The sequence below is a fragment of the Ignavibacteria bacterium genome (assembly GCA_013177855.1).
GTDB lineage: Bacteria > Bacteroidota > Ignavibacteria > Ch128b > Ch128b > Ch128b.
On the sequence record JABLYA010000001.1, the window covers coordinates 1,259,967 to 1,279,257 of the forward strand.

17 protein-coding genes are annotated in these 19,291 nt (G+C 33.0%); 2 read left to right on the forward strand and 15 right to left on the reverse strand.

The features are described from left to right. Window positions 1-8 precede the first annotated feature (8 nt). The 9 genes from HPY57_05325 to HPY57_05365 form a co-directional block, all read right to left on the reverse strand. Window positions 9-4,514 carry a hypothetical protein gene (locus tag HPY57_05325; protein ID NPV11197.1) on the reverse strand — a complete coding sequence of 1,502 codons (4,506 nt, stop codon included), beginning with the start codon at window positions 4,512-4,514 and terminating at the stop codon, window positions 9-11. Next, window positions 4,511-4,993, reverse strand: a complete 483-nt coding sequence (gene rfaE2, locus HPY57_05330; protein ID NPV11198.1) for a D-glycero-beta-D-manno-heptose 1-phosphate adenylyltransferase — start codon at window positions 4,991-4,993, stop codon at window positions 4,511-4,513. The genes HPY57_05325 and rfaE2 overlap by 4 nt, the downstream gene beginning before the upstream one ends. Next, on the reverse strand, window positions 4,990-5,991 hold the full coding sequence (rfaE1, locus tag HPY57_05335; GenBank protein NPV11199.1) for a D-glycero-beta-D-manno-heptose-7-phosphate kinase: 1,002 nt from the start codon (window positions 5,989-5,991) through the stop codon (window positions 4,990-4,992). The genes rfaE2 and rfaE1 overlap by 4 nt, the downstream gene beginning before the upstream one ends. 150 nt (window positions 5,992-6,141) lie before the next feature. Beyond that, on the reverse strand, window positions 6,142-7,896 hold the full coding sequence (locus tag HPY57_05340; GenBank protein ID NPV11200.1) for a M14 family metallopeptidase: 1,755 nt from the start codon (window positions 7,894-7,896) through the stop codon (window positions 6,142-6,144). Window positions 7,897-8,209: 313 nt separating this feature from the next. After that, window positions 8,210-8,980: a 23S rRNA (guanosine(2251)-2'-O)-methyltransferase RlmB gene (gene rlmB, locus HPY57_05345; protein NPV11201.1), complete on the reverse strand. Its 771-nt coding sequence runs from the start codon at window positions 8,978-8,980 to the stop codon at window positions 8,210-8,212. Window positions 8,981-9,203: 223 nt separating this feature from the next. Then, window positions 9,204-10,061 (reverse strand): prolipoprotein diacylglyceryl transferase, encoded by an 858-nt coding sequence (gene lgt / locus HPY57_05350; GenBank protein NPV11202.1) that lies wholly within the window; start codon window positions 10,059-10,061, stop codon window positions 9,204-9,206. A 4-nt stretch (window positions 10,062-10,065) separates the two neighbouring features. Then, the gene (locus HPY57_05355; protein ID NPV11203.1) at window positions 10,066-10,521 is read right to left on the reverse strand and encodes a hypothetical protein; all 456 of its coding nucleotides are present in this window, start codon (window positions 10,519-10,521) and stop codon (window positions 10,066-10,068) included. A 2-nt stretch (window positions 10,522-10,523) separates the two neighbouring features. Continuing rightward, on the reverse strand, window positions 10,524-11,783 hold the full coding sequence (locus tag HPY57_05360; protein ID NPV11204.1) for a histidine--tRNA ligase: 1,260 nt from the start codon (window positions 11,781-11,783) through the stop codon (window positions 10,524-10,526). A 32-nt stretch (window positions 11,784-11,815) separates the two neighbouring features. Beyond that, window positions 11,816-12,286 carry a PTS sugar transporter subunit IIA gene (locus tag HPY57_05365; GenBank protein ID NPV11205.1) on the reverse strand — a complete coding sequence of 157 codons (471 nt, stop codon included), beginning with the start codon at window positions 12,284-12,286 and terminating at the stop codon, window positions 11,816-11,818. A gap of 103 nt (window positions 12,287-12,389) precedes the next feature. Between HPY57_05365 and HPY57_05370 the strand changes: the two genes are divergently transcribed. Further along, window positions 12,390-14,087: a short-chain dehydrogenase gene (locus HPY57_05370; protein ID NPV11206.1), complete on the forward strand. Its 1,698-nt coding sequence runs from the start codon at window positions 12,390-12,392 to the stop codon at window positions 14,085-14,087. Window positions 14,088-14,350: 263 nt separating this feature from the next. After that, complete coding sequence (locus tag HPY57_05375) at window positions 14,351-15,163, forward strand: T9SS type A sorting domain-containing protein (GenBank protein NPV11207.1); 813 nt, start codon at window positions 14,351-14,353, stop codon at window positions 15,161-15,163. 46 nt (window positions 15,164-15,209) lie between these two features. Here the strand turns inward: HPY57_05375 and HPY57_05380 are convergent, their stop codons facing one another. From HPY57_05380 to HPY57_05405, 6 genes are all read right to left on the reverse strand, one after another. Further along, window positions 15,210-15,458, reverse strand: coding sequence for a zinc ribbon domain-containing protein (locus HPY57_05380; protein ID NPV11208.1), 249 nt, complete (start codon window positions 15,456-15,458; stop codon window positions 15,210-15,212). Window positions 15,459-15,475: 17 nt separating this feature from the next. Continuing rightward, entirely contained in the window at window positions 15,476-15,826 is a 351-nt protein-coding gene (locus HPY57_05385) for a hypothetical protein (GenBank protein NPV11209.1), read from the reverse strand. Window positions 15,827-15,844: 18 nt separating this feature from the next. Further along, window positions 15,845-16,276, reverse strand: a complete 432-nt coding sequence (locus HPY57_05390; protein NPV11210.1) for an OsmC family peroxiredoxin — start codon at window positions 16,274-16,276, stop codon at window positions 15,845-15,847. Further along, window positions 16,269-16,616, reverse strand: a complete 348-nt coding sequence (locus tag HPY57_05395; protein ID NPV11211.1) for a DUF971 domain-containing protein — start codon at window positions 16,614-16,616, stop codon at window positions 16,269-16,271. The genes HPY57_05390 and HPY57_05395 overlap by 8 nt, the downstream gene beginning before the upstream one ends. 85 nt (window positions 16,617-16,701) lie before the next feature. Then, the gene (gene msrB / locus HPY57_05400; protein NPV11212.1) at window positions 16,702-17,106 is read right to left on the reverse strand and encodes a peptide-methionine (R)-S-oxide reductase MsrB; all 405 of its coding nucleotides are present in this window, start codon (window positions 17,104-17,106) and stop codon (window positions 16,702-16,704) included. Between the two features lie 496 nt (window positions 17,107-17,602). Next, window positions 17,603-19,276: a methylmalonyl-CoA mutase family protein gene (locus tag HPY57_05405; protein ID NPV11213.1), complete on the reverse strand. Its 1,674-nt coding sequence runs from the start codon at window positions 19,274-19,276 to the stop codon at window positions 17,603-17,605. Window positions 19,277-19,291: the final 15 nt, after the last annotated feature.

Sequence of the window (19,291 nt, forward strand, 5' to 3'; positions counted from 1 at the left end):
TTTCATATCTAAAATTCTACCTTATATTTTAATCCCACTTCATTAATCATTTCTGTTGGCTTTGAAGCCTGTAATTGGGACTGCTTTCTCACCAGTCTTAAAAATAATCTTTCAGAAACGGGATATTCAATTTGAATATTTGCAAGAGCAAAATTCTGGAAAACATCAGTTCCGCCGCCCACTTTGAATCTGACATCTTTAACTCTACCCTCAAAGCTGAATTTTGTCTCTTCACCAACTTTTTTAAATTCTACATTTCTCAAGACATCGCCAAGAATGCTATTTGCAAAGTTGGTGATGACCGAGCCAAGCAATGAACTTGCTGCACTTTGAAATGTTCCACCCCATGTCGATAAAGCACCAGTTTTATCTGCGGCTGTTAAATCATCTTTAAATTTACCAACAAGGATAAATGCAACAACATCGGAAGCATCTTTTGTTCGATCAACATTTCCATCAATTAATACTTCGATATTCTCAGTACTACTCACAAGATTTTTACCAAGTTCTGTGACAGTTCCAACTAATTTAAGTTTAATTAATACATCTCTTATTTTCTGATTTACAGTATCACCCTGAACATAATAATTAGAATAAGTTGCAACTACATCTAAATAAGGATTCGCTAAATCTCTCTCAAATCTAATTTTTCCAGAAGCCATAAATCTTTGATAAAAAACAAGATAAGAATCGGGAGTAACTTCAATCTCACCTTGAGTAGAAGTTTGACCTTCAGAAAAATTATAAATGACTTCTCCTCGTAAATCAGCAAAGAGTCTTTGATTAAGTTCTTGATTGAAAATCAACAACATCGAAACATTGTTTTTCAATGAAATTTTTATTTTGCCGCTAATCTTAGAAAGTACTCCGGAGCTTGTACCAGACTTTGATTTACTTTGTTTTTTCAATTCTTTTTCTGCTTGAAGAAATGCGAGATCTGCTTGATCAATCTGTGGTGAGTAGTCCACATATTTATAAACAAAACTTTCTCCTTCACTGCTGTATTCTGATTGAATGGGTGGAATGATCAAAGCAGTTTCTTTGATATTAACATCTCCATAAATTTTGAAATCATTATAACTCCCTTCAAGAACCAAAGGTGAAGAGATCTCGATAAATAAATCGCCGTAGACGCTCGGACTGACTGCCTTCGATTCATTTCCAAGGACAAGTAGATTGCCAAGAGTTGTAATCTTTAAGTTTTTTAATCCACGTTTATCAATTTGAACTTCACCATTTGTGTAAAGTCTGCCTCTTTTTCTTGTATTAAGATTTGCAAGTTCAAACCTTTCTAAAATGATTTTATCTTTATTCAAATCAATCTTAATATCAGATGCATATTTCAAATTGTTTTGAGATAGAATAAAGCTCATATTTTTCGAATTAATAGAGCCATAAAATTCAGGTTCATTGAAAGTCCCTGTGATTCTTACTTTACCGCTCAATGATCCATCAATTGATTTGAAAATAGGAACGATTGCTCTCAATGGCTGAAGATTAAAATCTTCCAGATTCAATGTAAGATTAAATTCTCGATCCCAGTTGATTCTATCTTTCACATCTTTAAAAGAAAGGTCAATGGGGAAAGAACCTTTTAGATCAAGATCTTTTCCTGTATAAATTGAATCGATATACGATGTAGAAAGATTGATAAGTTTATTTGAATAATTAAAATCTCCAATCAGGTTACCGAGTTGATCATCACCAATTGAAAGATTTTCAAGATTAAATGAACCGTTAATAACCGGCGCTTCAGCTACACCATTTAGTGAGAGATCTATTGATAGTTCACCTGCAATTTCTTCAGTAATGTTTGGAAAGAAATTTAAAACAAGTTCATAAAGTTCAAGATTAGAAACATTAAATCTCAAGTTTTGTTTTCCGTAATAACCAAGTTCACCAGCAATCTGAAATAATTCTTTTTTCCTTCTCAGTATGAACTGGTCAAATTCAAGTTTATCTTTGCTGAATGAAAAATTGAGCGGACCTTGATTTGTCAGCTTATATTTTTTGTATTCAATTGTTGCTTTATTGATGCTCGCTCGAAAAACTGGAGAAGAAACATCGAAAGTTCCTTCAGATCTAACAAACAGAACAGAATCAATTGTCGATTGAATTTTGTAACCAAACAAATCAGAAGCAAAATTCACATCGATATCCAAATTTTCAATGATTGATGAAGTTAAAATCTTTTCTGCCCTGATATTTGTAAATAAACTTAATCTATTAGAAGCTTTTTTATCCGATGTTTCTAAGATAATTTTAAAGTTTGCATTTTTTATTCTCTGAGATTGATAAATATCTACAACCCAGAAATCTTTAATGGTGCTTTCGTTCTCAAGAACAAATTTCCCATTACTATTTGAAACTTTGCCTATTAAATCACCATCAAGATTGAATTTGAAATTTTTCAGAAAGGTGTTTATGAGTTTGAAATCTTTGAAATTAAATTGGTAAGTGAAATTAAATTCTGGTTCCTCGGTGATCTGTTTTTTGACTTTTGATGTTTCCCGTTTTTTCTTTTCCAGTTTAACTGGAAAAATTTCTGGAATTGAGTCACCTTTAAACATTTTACTTTTTTTATCAATCTCTTGCGAAACAAGCTCGATCTTTTCGGGGATGACTTTCAAAACTTCCGTGAAATTGTAACTTCCGGACAAAGTAAAATCAACGAAATCAGAATTAAATTTTATAGACTTTTTATATCCATTATTGTGCTGGATGCTTAGTTTCAATTCCGATTGATCTATTTTCTGATTATTTATTTCAGATTCATAAATTTTTAGATCAAACGATCCTTCAATTTTATCAGGATCGAAACCTCTCCCATTTAAGCTGCCTGCAAAATTTAATTTGCCAATTAAATCTTTAGTAAAGAGATTTTTCTGTAAATCAATATTTACGCCATTGAAGGAAACATAATAACCTGGATTTTCTTTGTTAATAAAATCTAAAAATCCGTTTAATGCAATCTTTAATTCATCTGAACTCGCATCAAAGTTAATATCAATTTTTTTGTTCTGACCTTTGACAATTAGATTAAGTGTATCAATTCTGTTTTGTGAAATGCTGGAATTATGAGCTTCAAAAATCAGAAATGAATTTAAATTGTCAGGATTAAAACCTTCACCTTCAACAATTAGATGTGAATTTAATCGTCCGTTTGTTTTTAGAAATGGTTCTAAACTTAAGCTTCTTGTTTTCAAATCAATATTGTATGTAGGAATGCGACGATTAAAATTAAAAGATACTAAACCGCTAACATCACCTTGCTGACCAAGAATATTAAAATCAGTTTTAAAGTTTAATGGTGTGCCTTCATAATTAATCTCTAACCTTAATTTGCCCAATCCAGTAAATTCTGGAATTCCATATAATGGCAACAGATTCGAAACATCTTTCATTAACAAATATGAGTCTCTTATCCTTGCCTTAATGTAAAGCTTCTCAGGATCATCAAGATTATACAATACACCTTGAAGGTTTAATTGGGTTGAATCGATTTTAGCTGAAATATAATCAACACTTAAATTTTCGAGAGAACCGCTCGCTTCTGATTGAAGGTAAACTTTTCCTTTGAGCATGTTAACATCTGAGATTAAGGCGTGTAAATCAGAAAAGTCGAACGGCTTAGCATCAATTAGAACATTGAAATTTTTCTGTGGGAATTTTTCGAAAAGTTTTTCGTCACTTAAATCAAAATCTTTGACTTCAATTCCAATTGAAATATCAGAATTAAATGTCTTTAGTCTGAATGGATCAATCTTCAAGGCTTTATCTTTTGCAATGAGATGTAAATCGAAATCATTAAGAGAAAAATCTTTTACATTAGAATTAAATGAAAAATTCTGAAGGTTTAGTTCATATGAATTTCGAACAAAATTTATTCTTGCTGAGACTTCAAGATTTAAGTTTGAAAGTAAGATATCGTTATAGTTAAATGTATGATATGTCGTGTATTTGTAGAAATCAGTCGAGTCGGATTTGGTTTTAAATCTAAATTGGCAATTTGATAAGGAAATTTTTTTAAGAATTATCTCGTAATCAATTTTAGCTGATGGAGTAGTGTCTGGTGGAGAAGGATGTTTTAGAATTTTTTCAGTAATCCATTTACCATCTTTAAATTGAATTAAATTAAAATGAACATTCTCAAGGAACAATTTATTGACAACAATTTTTTTCTGGAAAAGAGCAATTGGATTTACTGAAATATGAAGGGTCTTCGCAGAAATTAATTCTACACCTTCAATTGAATAATTCAAATTTTTTATAGTTAAGCTGGAAATTAATGTGCCGTAAATTGATTCAATTTTAAGGTCGCCGTTTAATTCTTCCTTAGCATACTCAATGATTTTATCTCGAAGTAGATTTCTAAAGTAACTTGTTTGAGTAAAACCAATAAAAAGTAAAAACAAAATAAACAATGCAAGCAGAGTCTTCCCAATAAAGTGAAATACTTTGTAAGCTGTTGATTTATATTTTAACCTATGCTTGCTGTCTAATCTTAATTTCAATCCTGACTTCCGCTATTCTTCATTTTATTAATAATGTTAGTTGTCGAATAGTTTTCGACATAGGGAAGAGAATAAACTTTTCCACCATTTGCTTCAACAATATCTCTGCCTACAATGTTCTCGATAGACCAATCTCCACCTTTGACAAGTACATCCGGAATAATTGCAGAAATAATTTCAAAAGGAGTGTCTTCATCAAAACTTACAACAAAATCAACTGCTTTTAGATTGGCAATGACAAAAGCTCGATCTTCAAGTTTATTAATTGGCCTGCCTTCTCCTTTAAGTCTTCTTACTGATTCATCTGAATTCAAAGCTACAACTAAATAATCTCCTAAGGCTTTTGCTCTGTTCAAGTAATCAATGTGACCACGATGAATTATATCAAAGCAGCCGTTTGTAAAGACTAATTTTTTACCTTCAGCTTTCAATTTTTTTCTAATTTCAAGAAATTCTTCAAGGCTTAACAAAGTCTTCATTTATTTTCTCCATCATCAAGCAAAGTTTTATACAACAATTCACGATTAACGGGTACAACGCCAACTTCTTCACAAACGAGTCCAGCTGCCAAATTTGCAATTGTTGCAGCCTCTTCGATTTGAGCGCCTGCTGCAAGTGCCATTGTTATTGTTGCAATTACAGTATCTCCTGCACCAGAAACATCAGCAACTTTTCTTGCACGAGTTGGGATTGTGTGAATATCACCATTTTTAGAAAATAAAGTCATTCCTTTTTCTCCTCGAGTAAGAAGAAGAAAATCAGGATTTAATTTTTCTTTAAGTTGTCGTCCTGCTTCGATAACTTTTTCTTCGGTGTCCAATCTAATTCCAAGTGCATTTTCTGTTTCTTTTTTGTTTGGCTTGAAAACAGTCACATTCTGATATTCAAAGAAGTTATCGAATTTTGGATCAACGGTAACTAAGATTTTGTTTTTATTTGCAAATTCAATTACTCGTTTGATTAAATTCTTAGTTAGAACTCCCTTGTTGTAATCTTCAAGTATAATTCCATCAATCTCATTTTTCCGACTTTGAAGAAATTCGATAATTCGGTTTTCCATTTCAGGAGAAATATTTCGTTTATCTTCCTTATCAATTCTTACAACATGCTGACTGTGAGCAATTATTCTTGTTTTAACCGTTGTCGGTCTTTCTTCATCATAAAATATTCCATCCTTATCAAGATCATTTTCTTCCATTAAGGCATCAATTACAGTCCCTTCTCGATCATATCCAATTACACCAATAAGAGTAGGAATTCCTCCTAGAGACTTAATGTTCATTCCAACATTAGCCGCACCACCAAAGCGGTAAGATTCTTCTTCAACTTCAACAATTGGAACAGGCGCTTCTGGAGATATTCTCCCAACTTTCCCCCAGATGTAAACATCGAGCATCAAATCACCAATTACAAAAATTTTTTTATTGTTAAAATTTTCAAAGATTTCATCAAGCCTTTGTTTCTTAAAAATTACCAATGTGAACTCCTTTTTTAATAGTTTGACAATGGTTTTCTACACAAATTTAAAGTTAAAATTTTGTTTTTGCGTATTGAGTATATGCTCGAAAGTCTTTTTATACAACATTAAAATTTTTACCTCTCTGACTAATTAAGTTTCAATTCAATCTTACAAAACTTTAATTACTCTCGAAACCGGATAAATTAACCATTGCTTATCGAAATACGGTGAGCGACGGTAGAAAAACTCTAATCTTAGTTCAGGACTATTGGCAAAGGTAGAATCAGATTTCAATTTGTCTTCAAATTCTTTTCGCAAAGTTTCATTTGAGTTATACATTTCTTCAGCTAATTTTTCCATAACATAATCTTCATAATATTCTTTTCTCTCAAAAATAGAATTGAAAAATCCCCACGAAACAAAAGAATCACCAGATTTTGGTTCAAGCAAATGCATAATGACTTTAATTGTTCTCTGATTGACGGGAATTAAATAGTCACCTTTTTCAGCATTTATTGTATCAATAAAAATCTCATATCTGGTTGTTATCATTACTCTGCCTTCATATGGCCGCTTTTGCCAGGTAGTATTTTCATCGAAGCGGTATTTTTCTACGACAAACTTTTTTGAAGATTTTAGAACCTCATATTTTACACCGTGCAAAGTCAAAATTTCAATTATATGAGAATACGCTCTCGGAATCAGATAAAACTCAGGAGCCTTAACAGAATCAACTACAACTGGTTTATTGTAAAGCGGTATTTCAATTTCAAATTTCTCACCAGTATAGACTATTTTCTCTTTCCCTGAAATTATGCTCGGCACTTTCTTGTATTTAATTCCTTTGAAAATGAAAGGAACAAATTCGTTTGATGATTGAAATTTTATTGGTAAATATTTTTTCTGATTTGCCAGCTCATCAATTGTTTTCTTTTCAGTTTGATTAATTAAATCAACGAGTTTTTTCCCTGTTTGATTTGCTTTACGAATTACAGCATCGAGCATCGTCAATGTTGCAAAAACTCTTGTTTTGTAATCTTTGAGCATATGGGTTTCAATTAAAAGCGCAACTCGATTCTGAATTGCAACATAACCAGTTGAAAGTCTTGGCGAAGTTACTCCATCAACAATTCCATTTTTAATTTCATCGCCTCTGAACCATACATAAGGAGCAATTAGATAACCATTTCTTTGAACTTCATTTTCAATGAATGGGATAAACTCATTCTTAATCCAGTTGCCAAGCTCAGGATGAACATTCCCATATCGTTCGCAGGAATAAGTAATTTCATATTGGTAATCCGCTCCATCGGTCACATGGCAATCGATAAAAATATGTGGTAACCATTGATTGAAGAATTTCAGCCAGGCTTTCATTTCAGGTGAATCAGCTTTCATATAATCACGATTAAGATTCAAATTTTGAGCGTTTGTTCTCCAGCCCATTTCCTTCGGTCCATTTTGATTAATTCGATTATAAGGACTAAACCTTTCATGTCCATCAACATTAAAAATCGGCATCACAATCAATATGGCGTTATCAATATAACTTTCTTTTTCTTTTGTGATTAAAATCTCTCTCAACAAAATCATCGATGCATCTTTACCATCTATTTCACCCGAATGAATACCATTTTGAATAAGTATAATTGGTTTGTTTGTTTTTCTTGCAAGTTCAGGCTTAAAAGCTCTGTCTTTCGAAACAATTAAAACATATATATCTCTTCCTTCAGCAGATTTACCAATCGAGAACATTTTCACAAATGGCGAATGTTTTTCGAATTTTCTAAAATATTCCATAGTCTCTATGTATCGTGGTGTCTCAAGATAATTTGATTTTTCAAAATGCGTTTGCCAGTAATCACTTTGTTGAGAAAGTAAGTTTTTAAAAAGAATGAGCAAGATAAATAAGACGAATTTCATAAGTCTCCTCATCATTTTTTAGAAATTATTTCCAGGTGTGAAAATAAAAAATCTGAATTGTAATGAGATGCGGAAAGATACATTTGAATGTTTATATACTAGTCAATTAAACTAAAATTTGTTCTTGAAATTTTTTCAATATCAGAATTATAATCTCGTAAAACTCAACTAACACAGCAATCAAATCAAAAAAATTATTGATTGATTCATTCTAAACAGAAAAGGATAAATCAAAAATGTATGCTAATAAAGTTCATTAATATTTAGAAATCTAGATTGCTCTATTTAATCTTTAAGGTGGATTATAGATTAACTATTCTTCCGCTTTTACTTCTTTTAATTCAGATTTATTAACCATACTTTTTTGTCTTCTGATTTCATAGAGAAACATACCACAGGCAACAGAGACATTCAGAGATTCAACTTTTCCAAACAATGGTATCTTAACAAGGAAATCACATTTTTCTTCAGTTAATCTTCTCATTCCTTGCCCTTCCTGACCAAATACTAAAACCAGCGGAATATTGAAATCAAACTCAGTCAATACTTTATCAGCTTTTGATGAGGTTCCAACTATCCACAATCCTTTTGACTTCAATTCATCAATTGTCTGCGAGACATTTGTAATCTTTGCAATTGGCATATGTTCAATTGCACCAGCTGATGCTTTTACTGTATCTTGATTGATACTTGCGCTTCTATCTTTTGGCAGGATTATTCCATGAACACCCATGCACTCAGCTGTACGAATCAATGCACCAAGATTTCTTGGATCCTGAATGTTTTCCAGAAGAAGTATGAATGGTTTTTCGTTTCTTTCTTCAGCAACTTTCAAAATATCGTCAATATCGTTGTATTCTCTTTCGCCGACGAGTGCAGCTACACCTTGTGTTGCTGTGCTTGGAGTTAATTCTCGAAATTTTTGTTTACTAAGAATTACGACTTTGGCTTTTCTCTTTTTTGCAAGAAATTTAATCTGACTAATATGATTTCCTCTTGCACCAAAAAGGATATAAACTTTCTCAACAAAATTTTTTGATTTCAACGCTTCTAAAACTGGCTGACGACCTACTATTAATGGCATCTTTCTATCCTTGCATTTTTGTTTGACCTAAATCTTTAATACTAAAACTCTTTTTCTCTTTCTGAATAAATTTAATATTGAATCAAAAACTTCGATCGATCCAATTTTAATTTTTAAGACAATTACAAATACTATTTGATTTAATTAAGGTTACTCCCAGAAACCTTAGACTATTGGAGAACACCTCAACTCTCTTACTCTCTAATTCAATAGAGCCTGCAATTTATTTTCTCTTCTTTGGTTCATATTTGATTTGTTTGGGATCAAATTGAACCAGACCAGGATTTTTCTTCAGATAAAAAATTCCAACAATTCCCGCAGCAACAAGAATGATAGATATTAATTGAGCTTCAGAAAGACCAAAAAGAATTCTTGGATTAATTCTAATAAATTCCACTAAAAATCTTGCGCTTCCATGCAAAATTAAGAACCACATAAAAATTTTACCATTCACATCTGTTTTCTTTCTCATATTCCATAAAATCAAGAAAATTATCACACCAAGTAAAAACTCATAAATTGGCGTAGGATGCAAGGGAGTATTATCAGGCACAATTCCATTTGGATAATTTTTTGCAATCTCTGTTCCTCTGAAAGCATAACTTGGAGGATAAGTTCCTTTTGAGTAATCCACACCCCATGGAAGGTTAGTTGGGATTCCATAATCTCCATCACCTGAGAGATGGCAGCCAATTCTGCCAATACCATAGCCGAGAGCAAGAGCAGGAGCGGCAGCATCACCAAGAACAAGGAAAGGAAGATTTCGTCTTCTCGAATTAATATAAACTACAATTAACGCGACTAAAAATCCGCCGTACCAAACAAGCCCTCCAGGTGAAAAAGCCTCACCAATTGGATTCTGTAAAAATGCATCCCACTCATCAAACAAATGAAAAAGTTTTGCTCCAATGATACCAAAAATCAATGCGAATAAAGTTACTTCAGAAGCAAGGTCGGGATGAATACCTTTCCTTTTGAATTCAATTGTCAGAATATAACTCGCAACTAAAAACGCAATTCCTAACATTAAACCGTAACTATAAACCGTTAAAGGACCTATCTTAAAGAGTTCTGGGCACATAAGTTCATCCTAAAAATTGAACAAATTTTCTGTTCGTTTTTTTATCAGGGAATTCTTTTTTTAATTGAATTATTCCTTTAAATGGATCAATAGTAAAATGGAAAACATTTTCTTCTCCGCTTGCTCTTCTGAAATGAAAAACATAATCACCTGCTAAATCTCCAAATTCAATTCTTGCTCGTGCTTTACCCAGACCAGGGAATGATTGATTTTCTGTATTCAAACCTTTTAATGTTATGAAGAATTCAGTTTTCTTTTTCACAACTTCATAATCTATGGTATAACTAAAAAATGCAAATTCACGAAAACTAAAAACATCAATAATAAAAACAGGTTTTGAATTATTTTTTGAGATTTCAAAAGATGGTTTAATTTGAAATTCTATTTTTTCAATCCAGCCTTTTTCTTTATTAAAATGAGGCTGTTCCTTTTCAGGAACATAATATTTCTGTTTTGCCATCTTTATTTGTTATTCAATTTATTTCTAAGATAATCACACAGGTCATTCAAAAAAATTATTTCCTGATCTCCAGTCGATAAATTTTTGACAACAATTTTTTCATTTGCAAGTTCTTCTTCACCAAGAATTAAAGCAAATTTTGCATTAGATCGATTAGCTTCTCGCAACTGAGCTTTCATGCTTCGATCGAGCATATCAGTTTCACAGCTAAAATCATTTTTTCTAAGTTCAGATAGAATTTGAAATGCTTTCACCTTAAATTCAGGTTTTTGAATTACAACGAAAGCATCCAGTTCGTACTTAATTGGTTGTTCATATTTTTCTGAAGCAAGTAAAATTCTTTCGATTCCACAAGCCCAGCCAACTCCTGGAGTTGGTTTACCTCCAAGTTGTTCAACAAGTAAATCATATCTTCCACCACCGCAAATTGCATTTTGAGCACCGAGATCGCTTGATGTAATTTCAAACGCTGTTTTTGTGTAATAATCAAGTCCCCGAACTAAATAAGGATTTTCAACGAACTTAATCTGATTCTGGATAAGGAATTCTTTCAAACCTTCGTAATGCGATTTACACTCGTCACATAGATTATCTAATATTGAAGGAGCGCTCTTCTTTAATTCAATATCTCTTTCATCTTTTGAATCAAGTATTCGTAAAGGATTCTTTTTTAATCGTATCTGGCTGTCTTCTGAAAGTTTATCCTTTAATGGTTCGAAGTATTCTACAAGTTTCTTAATAAAATTTGGACGGCAGTTTTGACATCCGACACTATTTAGCTGAAGCTCAAGATTTTGAACATTTAGCTTTGAAAGCAAATCAATGGCTAAAACTATTAGTTCACCATCGGCGGTATAATTTTTCACGCCGAAAATTTCCGCTCCGATTTGATGAAACTGTCTCAATCTTCCTGATTGCGGCCTTTCCTGTCGAAACATTGGTGAGATGTAATAAAATTTATTAACTGGCCTAAGTTCACCCAGATTATGTTGAACAAATGCGCGAACCACAGCTGCTGTCATCTCGGGTTTAAGAGTTAGACTGACATTGCTTTTATCTTTAAATGTGTACATCTCTTTACCAACAATATCAGTCTCACTTCCAATGCTTCGAGCAAAGAGACCAGTTTCTTCAAAGATTGGAGTGCGGATCTCTGTGAAGTTGTAATTTTTCATCAATTGATGTGTAACTCTTTCGAGTCTCTGCCATCGAAAAATCTCCGGCAGAAAAATATCTTTTGTACCGCGGATTGATTTAAACAATTTTACCCACTAAAATTTATTTGTGAATTCGATTAGACATCAAAATAATTTGATTCTTCTTTTCGGAAGATTTCTAAAACTTCTTCTTTTGTTTTTGCATTAAGAAGATTTTCTCGAAACTCATCGTTATTCATTAATCTTGAAATTCTGCTCAAAAGCTTAATGTGAGAACTCACAAGACTGTCTTTTCCAACCATTAACATTACAAGTCTAACTGGTTGATTATCCAGAGCCTGGTAATCGAGTGGTTCTTTTGTGATTGCAAATGCAAGGACAATATCATTAACGGCGTCTGTTTTTCCATGTGGAACAGCAAACCCTTTACCAACTCCTGTCGATAAAATCTTTTCCCGCTCGTAAACGGCTTCTCGGACTTTTTCTTTATCCAGAATTTTCCCGGATTTTGCTGCCACATCAATTAATTTATCTATTAATTCATATTTATCTTTTGCTTCTACATCTAACAATACATTTTCTTCATTTAAGTATTCGCTTACCTTCATATTAAGACCTATTTGTTAGAGCAATGACCATTAAATTTTTGCTTAATTTTGTATTGCAAAGTTATAAATAAAAAATTAATTAACATATATAAGAGGCTGCATTATGGATATCAAAGGCAAATCAATACTAATCCTCGGAGGTTGGGGATTAGTAGGTTATGCTGTTGCCCGACGAATCATTGTCGAGAATCCTTCCAAAATTATTCTTGCATCGCTGAATGAATGGGAAGCCCGAGAAGCCGTTGAAAATTTAAGCAAAGAATTTCCTGATTATCCAAATGAAAACATTATTCCCTGGTGGGGAAATATTTTTTTAAGACAAGAATGGAAAGACCAGAACAAACTTGAATTACTTAAAAATCCAGAAATCAGAAAAATTTTAATTGACGATATAATCGAAGAACTTGATGATGAAATTCTTAAAGCTCAAAGTCTTTACCAATTAATCACAACTTATAAACCTTCAGTAATTATAGATTGTATTAACACTGCCACTGGAATTGCCTATCAGAATATTTACAGCGTTGGAAGAGATGTAAAAAAAGCAATTAAGACCGGTAAAGTCGATAACATAATTGAACAAGCTGAGCGGCTGCTTGCAACTCTTTACATTCCCCAGTTAATTAGACATGTCCAAGTTTTATACAAAAGTATGGAAGAAGCAAAAACTCAGATTTACCTTAAAATTGGTACAAGCGGAACTGGCGGAATGGGTTTAAACATTCCATATACTCACAGCGAAGAAAGACCTTCAAGAGTTTTATTGAGCAAATCATCAGTCGCGGGTGCTCATACATTACTTTTGTTTTTACTTGCTCGAACTCCCAATGCACCAATCACCAAAGAAATAAAACCTACAGCCGTTATTGCCTGGAAAAAAATTGGTTTTGGTGAAATCAAAAAAGGTGGGAAACCAGTCGAGCTTTTAGATCATAATCCTGAATTGGCAATTGAACTCAGTGAAATTTTCAAAATAAAAGATGAAATTCCAGTTGAAAAAACTGGTGAAACACTAAAAGCAGTCTTTATTGATACAGGTGAAAATGGAATTTTTTCCCGAGGTGAGTTTGATACAATAACCACACTCGGCCAAATGGAATATGTAACTCCAGAGGAAATTGCTGAAACGGTTGTCTTTGAGCTGAAAGGTGGTAATACAGGTCACGATATAATAAACGCACTTGACCACGCAACACTTGAGCCAACTTACCGTGCAGGTTTTATGCAAAACTTTGCAATAAAGAAAATGAAAAAACTTGAGGAGCAATACGGAGCCGATTCAGTTGCTTTTGAGATGCTCGGACCACCAAGACTTTCAAAACTCCTTTATGAAGCTCAAATATTAAAAATTTTATATGGTTCAATGCTCAATGTAATTAATCAAAATGCAAAAGATATTTCACTAAAAGCTGAAGAATTAATAAAAAGTAATCGTGTATTGAGATCACAAATCATATCCATTGGAATCCCGATTTTAATGAGAGATGGTAAAAGACTACTTCGCGGACCAGAAATTAAAATTCCACCATATCGAGGTGAAAATGAATTACAGATTACACCAGAAAATATCGATCTCTGGGCACACGATGGCTGGGTTGATTTAAGAGAAAAGAATTTTGAATTATGGATCAAACGATTCAAAAAGATCATCGAAGAAACTGAAAAAATTCCTGAGGATGATACAAGTTCAAGATTTGTCCGTAATCGAGAATTCTGGAACAACTACGAAGAAATTGACATCGGTAAAATTGTTGGATGGCTCTTTATTTACGAAGAACTTGGTGAACGAATGAAATCCTAATTCCTTTTTCAATCTACTCTTTCTTGAGATTTAAAAAGCCTGTCGGGATTGACAGGCTTTTTAATTTATAAAACTTAGAATGAAAACTTTAAGATGAATTTCTCTTAAAATTAAATTCCTTATAAAAACTTGCATAAAAGATTATAAATCTTAAATAACAAGCCTCTCTGTTTTTTCAAGATACTTACTTTATCATTTCAAATTTTCAAATTGCTGAACTTTTTACATATCACTCTTGTTGTTGAAAAAAATCAGGAGGTTTTATGACACGATTTCTTAAAAACAAATTTTTCCTATCCAATCTTTTCATCAGTCTCGTTGTACTCACATCTTTTTTGTTTTATGGGTACTCAACAGGGGTAACAAACAAAACTCGCAAAAATGGTCAGGGTTGTAATTGTCATGGAAATTCTCCCACAGCTTCTGTTAATGTAACAATCTCTGGTCCAAACTCACTTGCACCTAATGCAAAAGGAACTTATCGAGTTTCAATAAGTGGTGGACCGCTTGTAAGAGCTGGAACAAATATAGCTTCAAGCAGCGGAGAACTTTCAATTGTCCAGGGAAGCGGGTTACAGAAAATTGGAGATGAATTAACTCATACTTCACCAAAAGCTCCAACCGGGGGAGTTGTAACTTTTGATTTTGAATTTACCGCACCTGCTGCAAGTGGGCAAGTTGTTCTTTACGCTAATGGTAATTCAGTTAATTTTAACGGTTCATCCAGCGGCGATCAATGGAATTTTGCGCAAGACTTCATAATCAATGTTGGCTCAACATCAGTTGAAAATGAAAATTTATATATCAAAGGTTTTGAATTGTATCAAAATTATCCTAATCCTTTCAATCCCTCGACAAAAATTTCATATCAGTTAGCCAAAGATGGGATGGTTAAACTAAGTTTATTTAATTTATTTGGTGAAGAATTAACAACTCTCGTAAATGATTTTCAAAAAGAAGGATTTTATGAAATTGAATTCGATGCGAGCAAGTTTAACTTAGTTTCGGGGACTTACTTTTATAGGCTTGAGGCAAATGGAAGTAGCGAAATCAAAAAATTGGTTTATATCAAATAATTTTTAGTTTGGTAAGAGTCTCCTCAGCTTGAGGAGACTTTTCATATTAATTACATCCACACATTCCGCCTGAACAACAACTCGAACCTGAATAATCATCGCTGTCATTTGAACCAAAATCTGACGAATCAAAATCTGAATCTTCTGATACTGGTTTTGCAATTCGAGAAAGAAGTTTTACATAATTTTTAGAATTACATTTCGGACAAATGACATCTTCTACTTTTTCTTTTGTAAGATGAAGTATTTCAAATTTTGTGTTGCAATCGTTACATCTATATTCAAAGACAGGCATAAGCTTCCTCCTGTAAATTAGTTTTTATTATTTTCTTTCCAGTGAAACAAATGAAACATTCTATGAAAGACTGGTGCAAAAATAACTCCAATCGCTACAAGAAAAATAATCCCTGAGTATAAAGCATAAAATCCAGCGAAAATTTTACCACCATTTGTTTGTGGAATTTCTACAGGTCCCATTCCACCGAGTATCATTGCCGCATTGATAAAAGCATCAATCCAGTTTAAACTTTCAAAAAAATGGTAACCCATCATTCCAATTAAAAGAGATACAGTCATCAATAACAGAGAAAATACAAAGTGATTAAAAACCCGTTGATAAAATTTTTTTACCGAGATCGGCCTGGTATATCGAGACTCATACATTTTCATCAATTCGAAATTTTATAGTTGTATTTTAGGGTTAAGAACAACTTTTGACTTGATCGAATTCGAAATCAAACAATTCGCTTCTGCTTTATGAATTATTCTTTCTGCGCGCTCAAGATCTTTTTCATATTTAATTTTAATAATTGGCTCAACTGTTACTTCTGTAATCATATACTTATTATCTACTTTTTCCAGTTTGCCAGTTGCACGACTTTCATAAGAGACAAATTCAAGTTTTGATAGCTCGGCGATTGCAAGAAAAGTAGTCATTATACAGACTGCAACAGATGAAACAAACAAATGTTCAGGTGACCAGATACCTTCGTGTCCTCCAAAAAATTGAGGCGGGGTTGCAACTTCAATATCTGGTAAACCAGATGCAGATAAAAGTCCTTTTTTCTGTTCTGTCCATTTAAGATTTATTTCATAGAGATGAAATTCACTCATCTTTTACCTCGTTTTTTAATTTACATTCTTCACATTGACAGAGTTTTCTGAGATATTCCCAGGTATAAATTCCTGTATTGTGACCATCTTTCCAGGAAAGTTGAATTGCATAATTTCCCACAACCTGAATTCCTGTAAGTGTAATTTGTTCGAGTGTAGGAATCATAATTTGTTTAGTGGGACCATAATGTTTCCAGAGAATTGTTTCGCCATTGCAAGTTGCACAGGGGCACTCGAGTCTCAGATGTTTTAATTCATATTTACTAATGTGTCCATCTGACCATTTTATTTCGAGCGCTTCTGGTGAAATCTGCTTAATTGAAGTCGGATAAATATTCATTTTTGTTTCTTAGATTTTGTTGCCAGCTTTATCTTTTTTAAATAAAATTTTTACAAAAATAATTGAGCTTAAAGCTTACATCAAATTAATCATTTTTAATAAACTTCAGTGAAATTGAGTTGATGCAATACCTTTTCCCAGTTGGCTCTGGTCCATCATCAAACACATGGCCAAGATGAGAGCCACAGGATGCACATTTAATTTCAATTCGTCTCATTCCAAAAGAATAGTCGATATTAGTTTCGATATTGTCATAAGAAATTGGTTCGAAGAAACTTGGCCAGCCCGAACCAGAGTCATACTTAGCTCTGGATGAAAATAATTCATTACCGCAAGCTGCACACAAATAAATTCCATCTTCGAAGTTGTGATAATATTTTCCTGTAAATGGTGGTTCAGTTCCTTTTTGCCTGAGAACGTAATATTCTTCAGGAGAGAGAATTTGCTTCCACTCATTTTCTGTTCGAATAACATTTCTTTTGTTTGCCATAATTTATCTCCAAATTTTCTGAGTAAACAAATTATAGATTTTAAAAATTCGAAATCGATGTAAGAGTGATATTGCCTCAATTCTACTTAGTTGCGATTAATATTTCATCAAACTCTGGCAAGATCTGAATCACTAAAGCAGTTAGGTTTGATGAAACAAGTCTATTAATTTAGAAACTTCAAAAAAGTTCAATCGATTCTATGCCATATATAATTGCACAAATTTTATGGGTGGAATGTTGATTTAATGTTTTTACTGAAAATGATTTTAGTTAGTCTGATACATTAACATCATTCTGGCTCAAATATCAAACGCTAAGTAATTTGGTTTTTGCACTGATTCTTGAAATCTGAAAAACATTTTTAATCATCTAAAAAAGTGGGTAAACAAGAAAAAGTAATTACTTGATTTTAATTTGCCTTTCATATCATTCTATGAAGATATATCTATAAACTAAGAACAATATTTCTTCAAAACTCATCATTACAAGAAACAACTAATTACTTTCCATATACTCACCAAAAACTTCTCTCAAAGTATTGCAAATCTCTCCGATCGATGCATAAACTCTAACAGCATCAATTATGAAAGGCATCAGATTAGAATCACCCTGAGCTGCTTCCTTGAGCAACTTGAGTTTCTCATTTACAAGTGAATTATCTCTCTCTGCTTTTATTTTCTTTAGAAACTCAATTTGATTCTTTTCAATTTCTGGATTGATTCTTAAAATTTCGTGTGTCTCATTTTCTTCTACAACAAACTTATTTACTCCAACAATAATTCTCCTGCCTTCTTCAATATCTTTCTGATACTGGTAAGCAGATTTTTGAATTTCTTTTTGAATATAACCAATCTCAATGGCTGCGGGCGAACCACCGAGTTCATCTATTTTCTTAATGTATTCTTCAGCTTCTTTTTCAATTTCATCAGTTAAAGCCTCAACAAAGAACGAACCTGCAAGCGGATCAATTGTATTTACTACTCCCGACTCATAAGCAATAATTTGTTGAGTTCTTAATGCAACCTGAGCTGAATTTTCAGTCGGCAAAGCAAGTGCTTCATCTTTTGCGTTTGTGTGAAGGCTTTGGGTTCCACCAAGCACAGCAGCAAGAGCTTGAATTGTGGTTCGAATGATATTGTTATCCGGCTGTTGTGCGGTCAAAGACGAGCCCGCAGTTTGAGTATGAAATCTTAACATCATTGAGCGTTTGTCTTTTGCTTTGAAACGCTCTTTCATAATTTTTGCCCACAATCGTCGGGCTGCCCTGAATTTTGCAACTTCTTCAAACAAATCATTGTGTGAATTAAAAAAGAATGAAATTCGATTTGCAAATGAATCAACATCAAGTCCTGCATCTATTGCAGCCTGGACGTAAGCAATTGCATTTGCAAATGTAAATCCGATCTCCTGTGCTGCCGTTGAACCTGCCTCACGAATATGATAACCTGAAATTGAGATCGTATTCCACTTTGGAACTTCTCTTGAGCAGAATTCAAATAAATTAGTCACAAGTCTCATCGAAGGTTTTGGTGGAAAAATATAAGTGCCTCGTGCAATGTATTCTTTCAAAATATCATTCTGAACTGTACCAGAAAGTTTATCTCTTGAAACTCCATTTTTCTCAGCAGTAACAATATACATCGCAAGCAATATTGAAGCTGGCGCATTTATGGTCATTGATGTTGAGACTTGATCTAGAGGAATTCCATCGAAAAGAATTTCCATATCTGCAAGTGTATCAATTGCAACGCCAACGCGACCAACTTCACCTTCAGAGTGTTGATCATCGCTATCGTAACCAATTTGAGTTGGAAGATCAAAAGCAACTGAAAGTCCTGTTGTCCCCTGACTTAACAAAAATTTATATCGTTCGTTAGATTCTTTTGCTGTTCCAAATCCAGCATATTGACGCATCGTCCAGAATTTTCCACGATACATTGTTGGTTGAATTCCTCGAGTGAAAGGATATTCTCCGGGATAACCCAGCTTATCGTCATAATTCTCTAAATCAAAATCGAGCGGAGTGTAAAGTCTTTTAATCTCTTTATTAGATGTTGTAACGAATTTTTCTTTTTGTTCTGGATTTTTTTGAAGGAAAGGATTAAGAGTTTGTTTTTCCCAGAGATTTAGCTTTTCAATAAAATTTTTTTTGTAATCTTCGAATGTCATAACTCATCTCCCTGA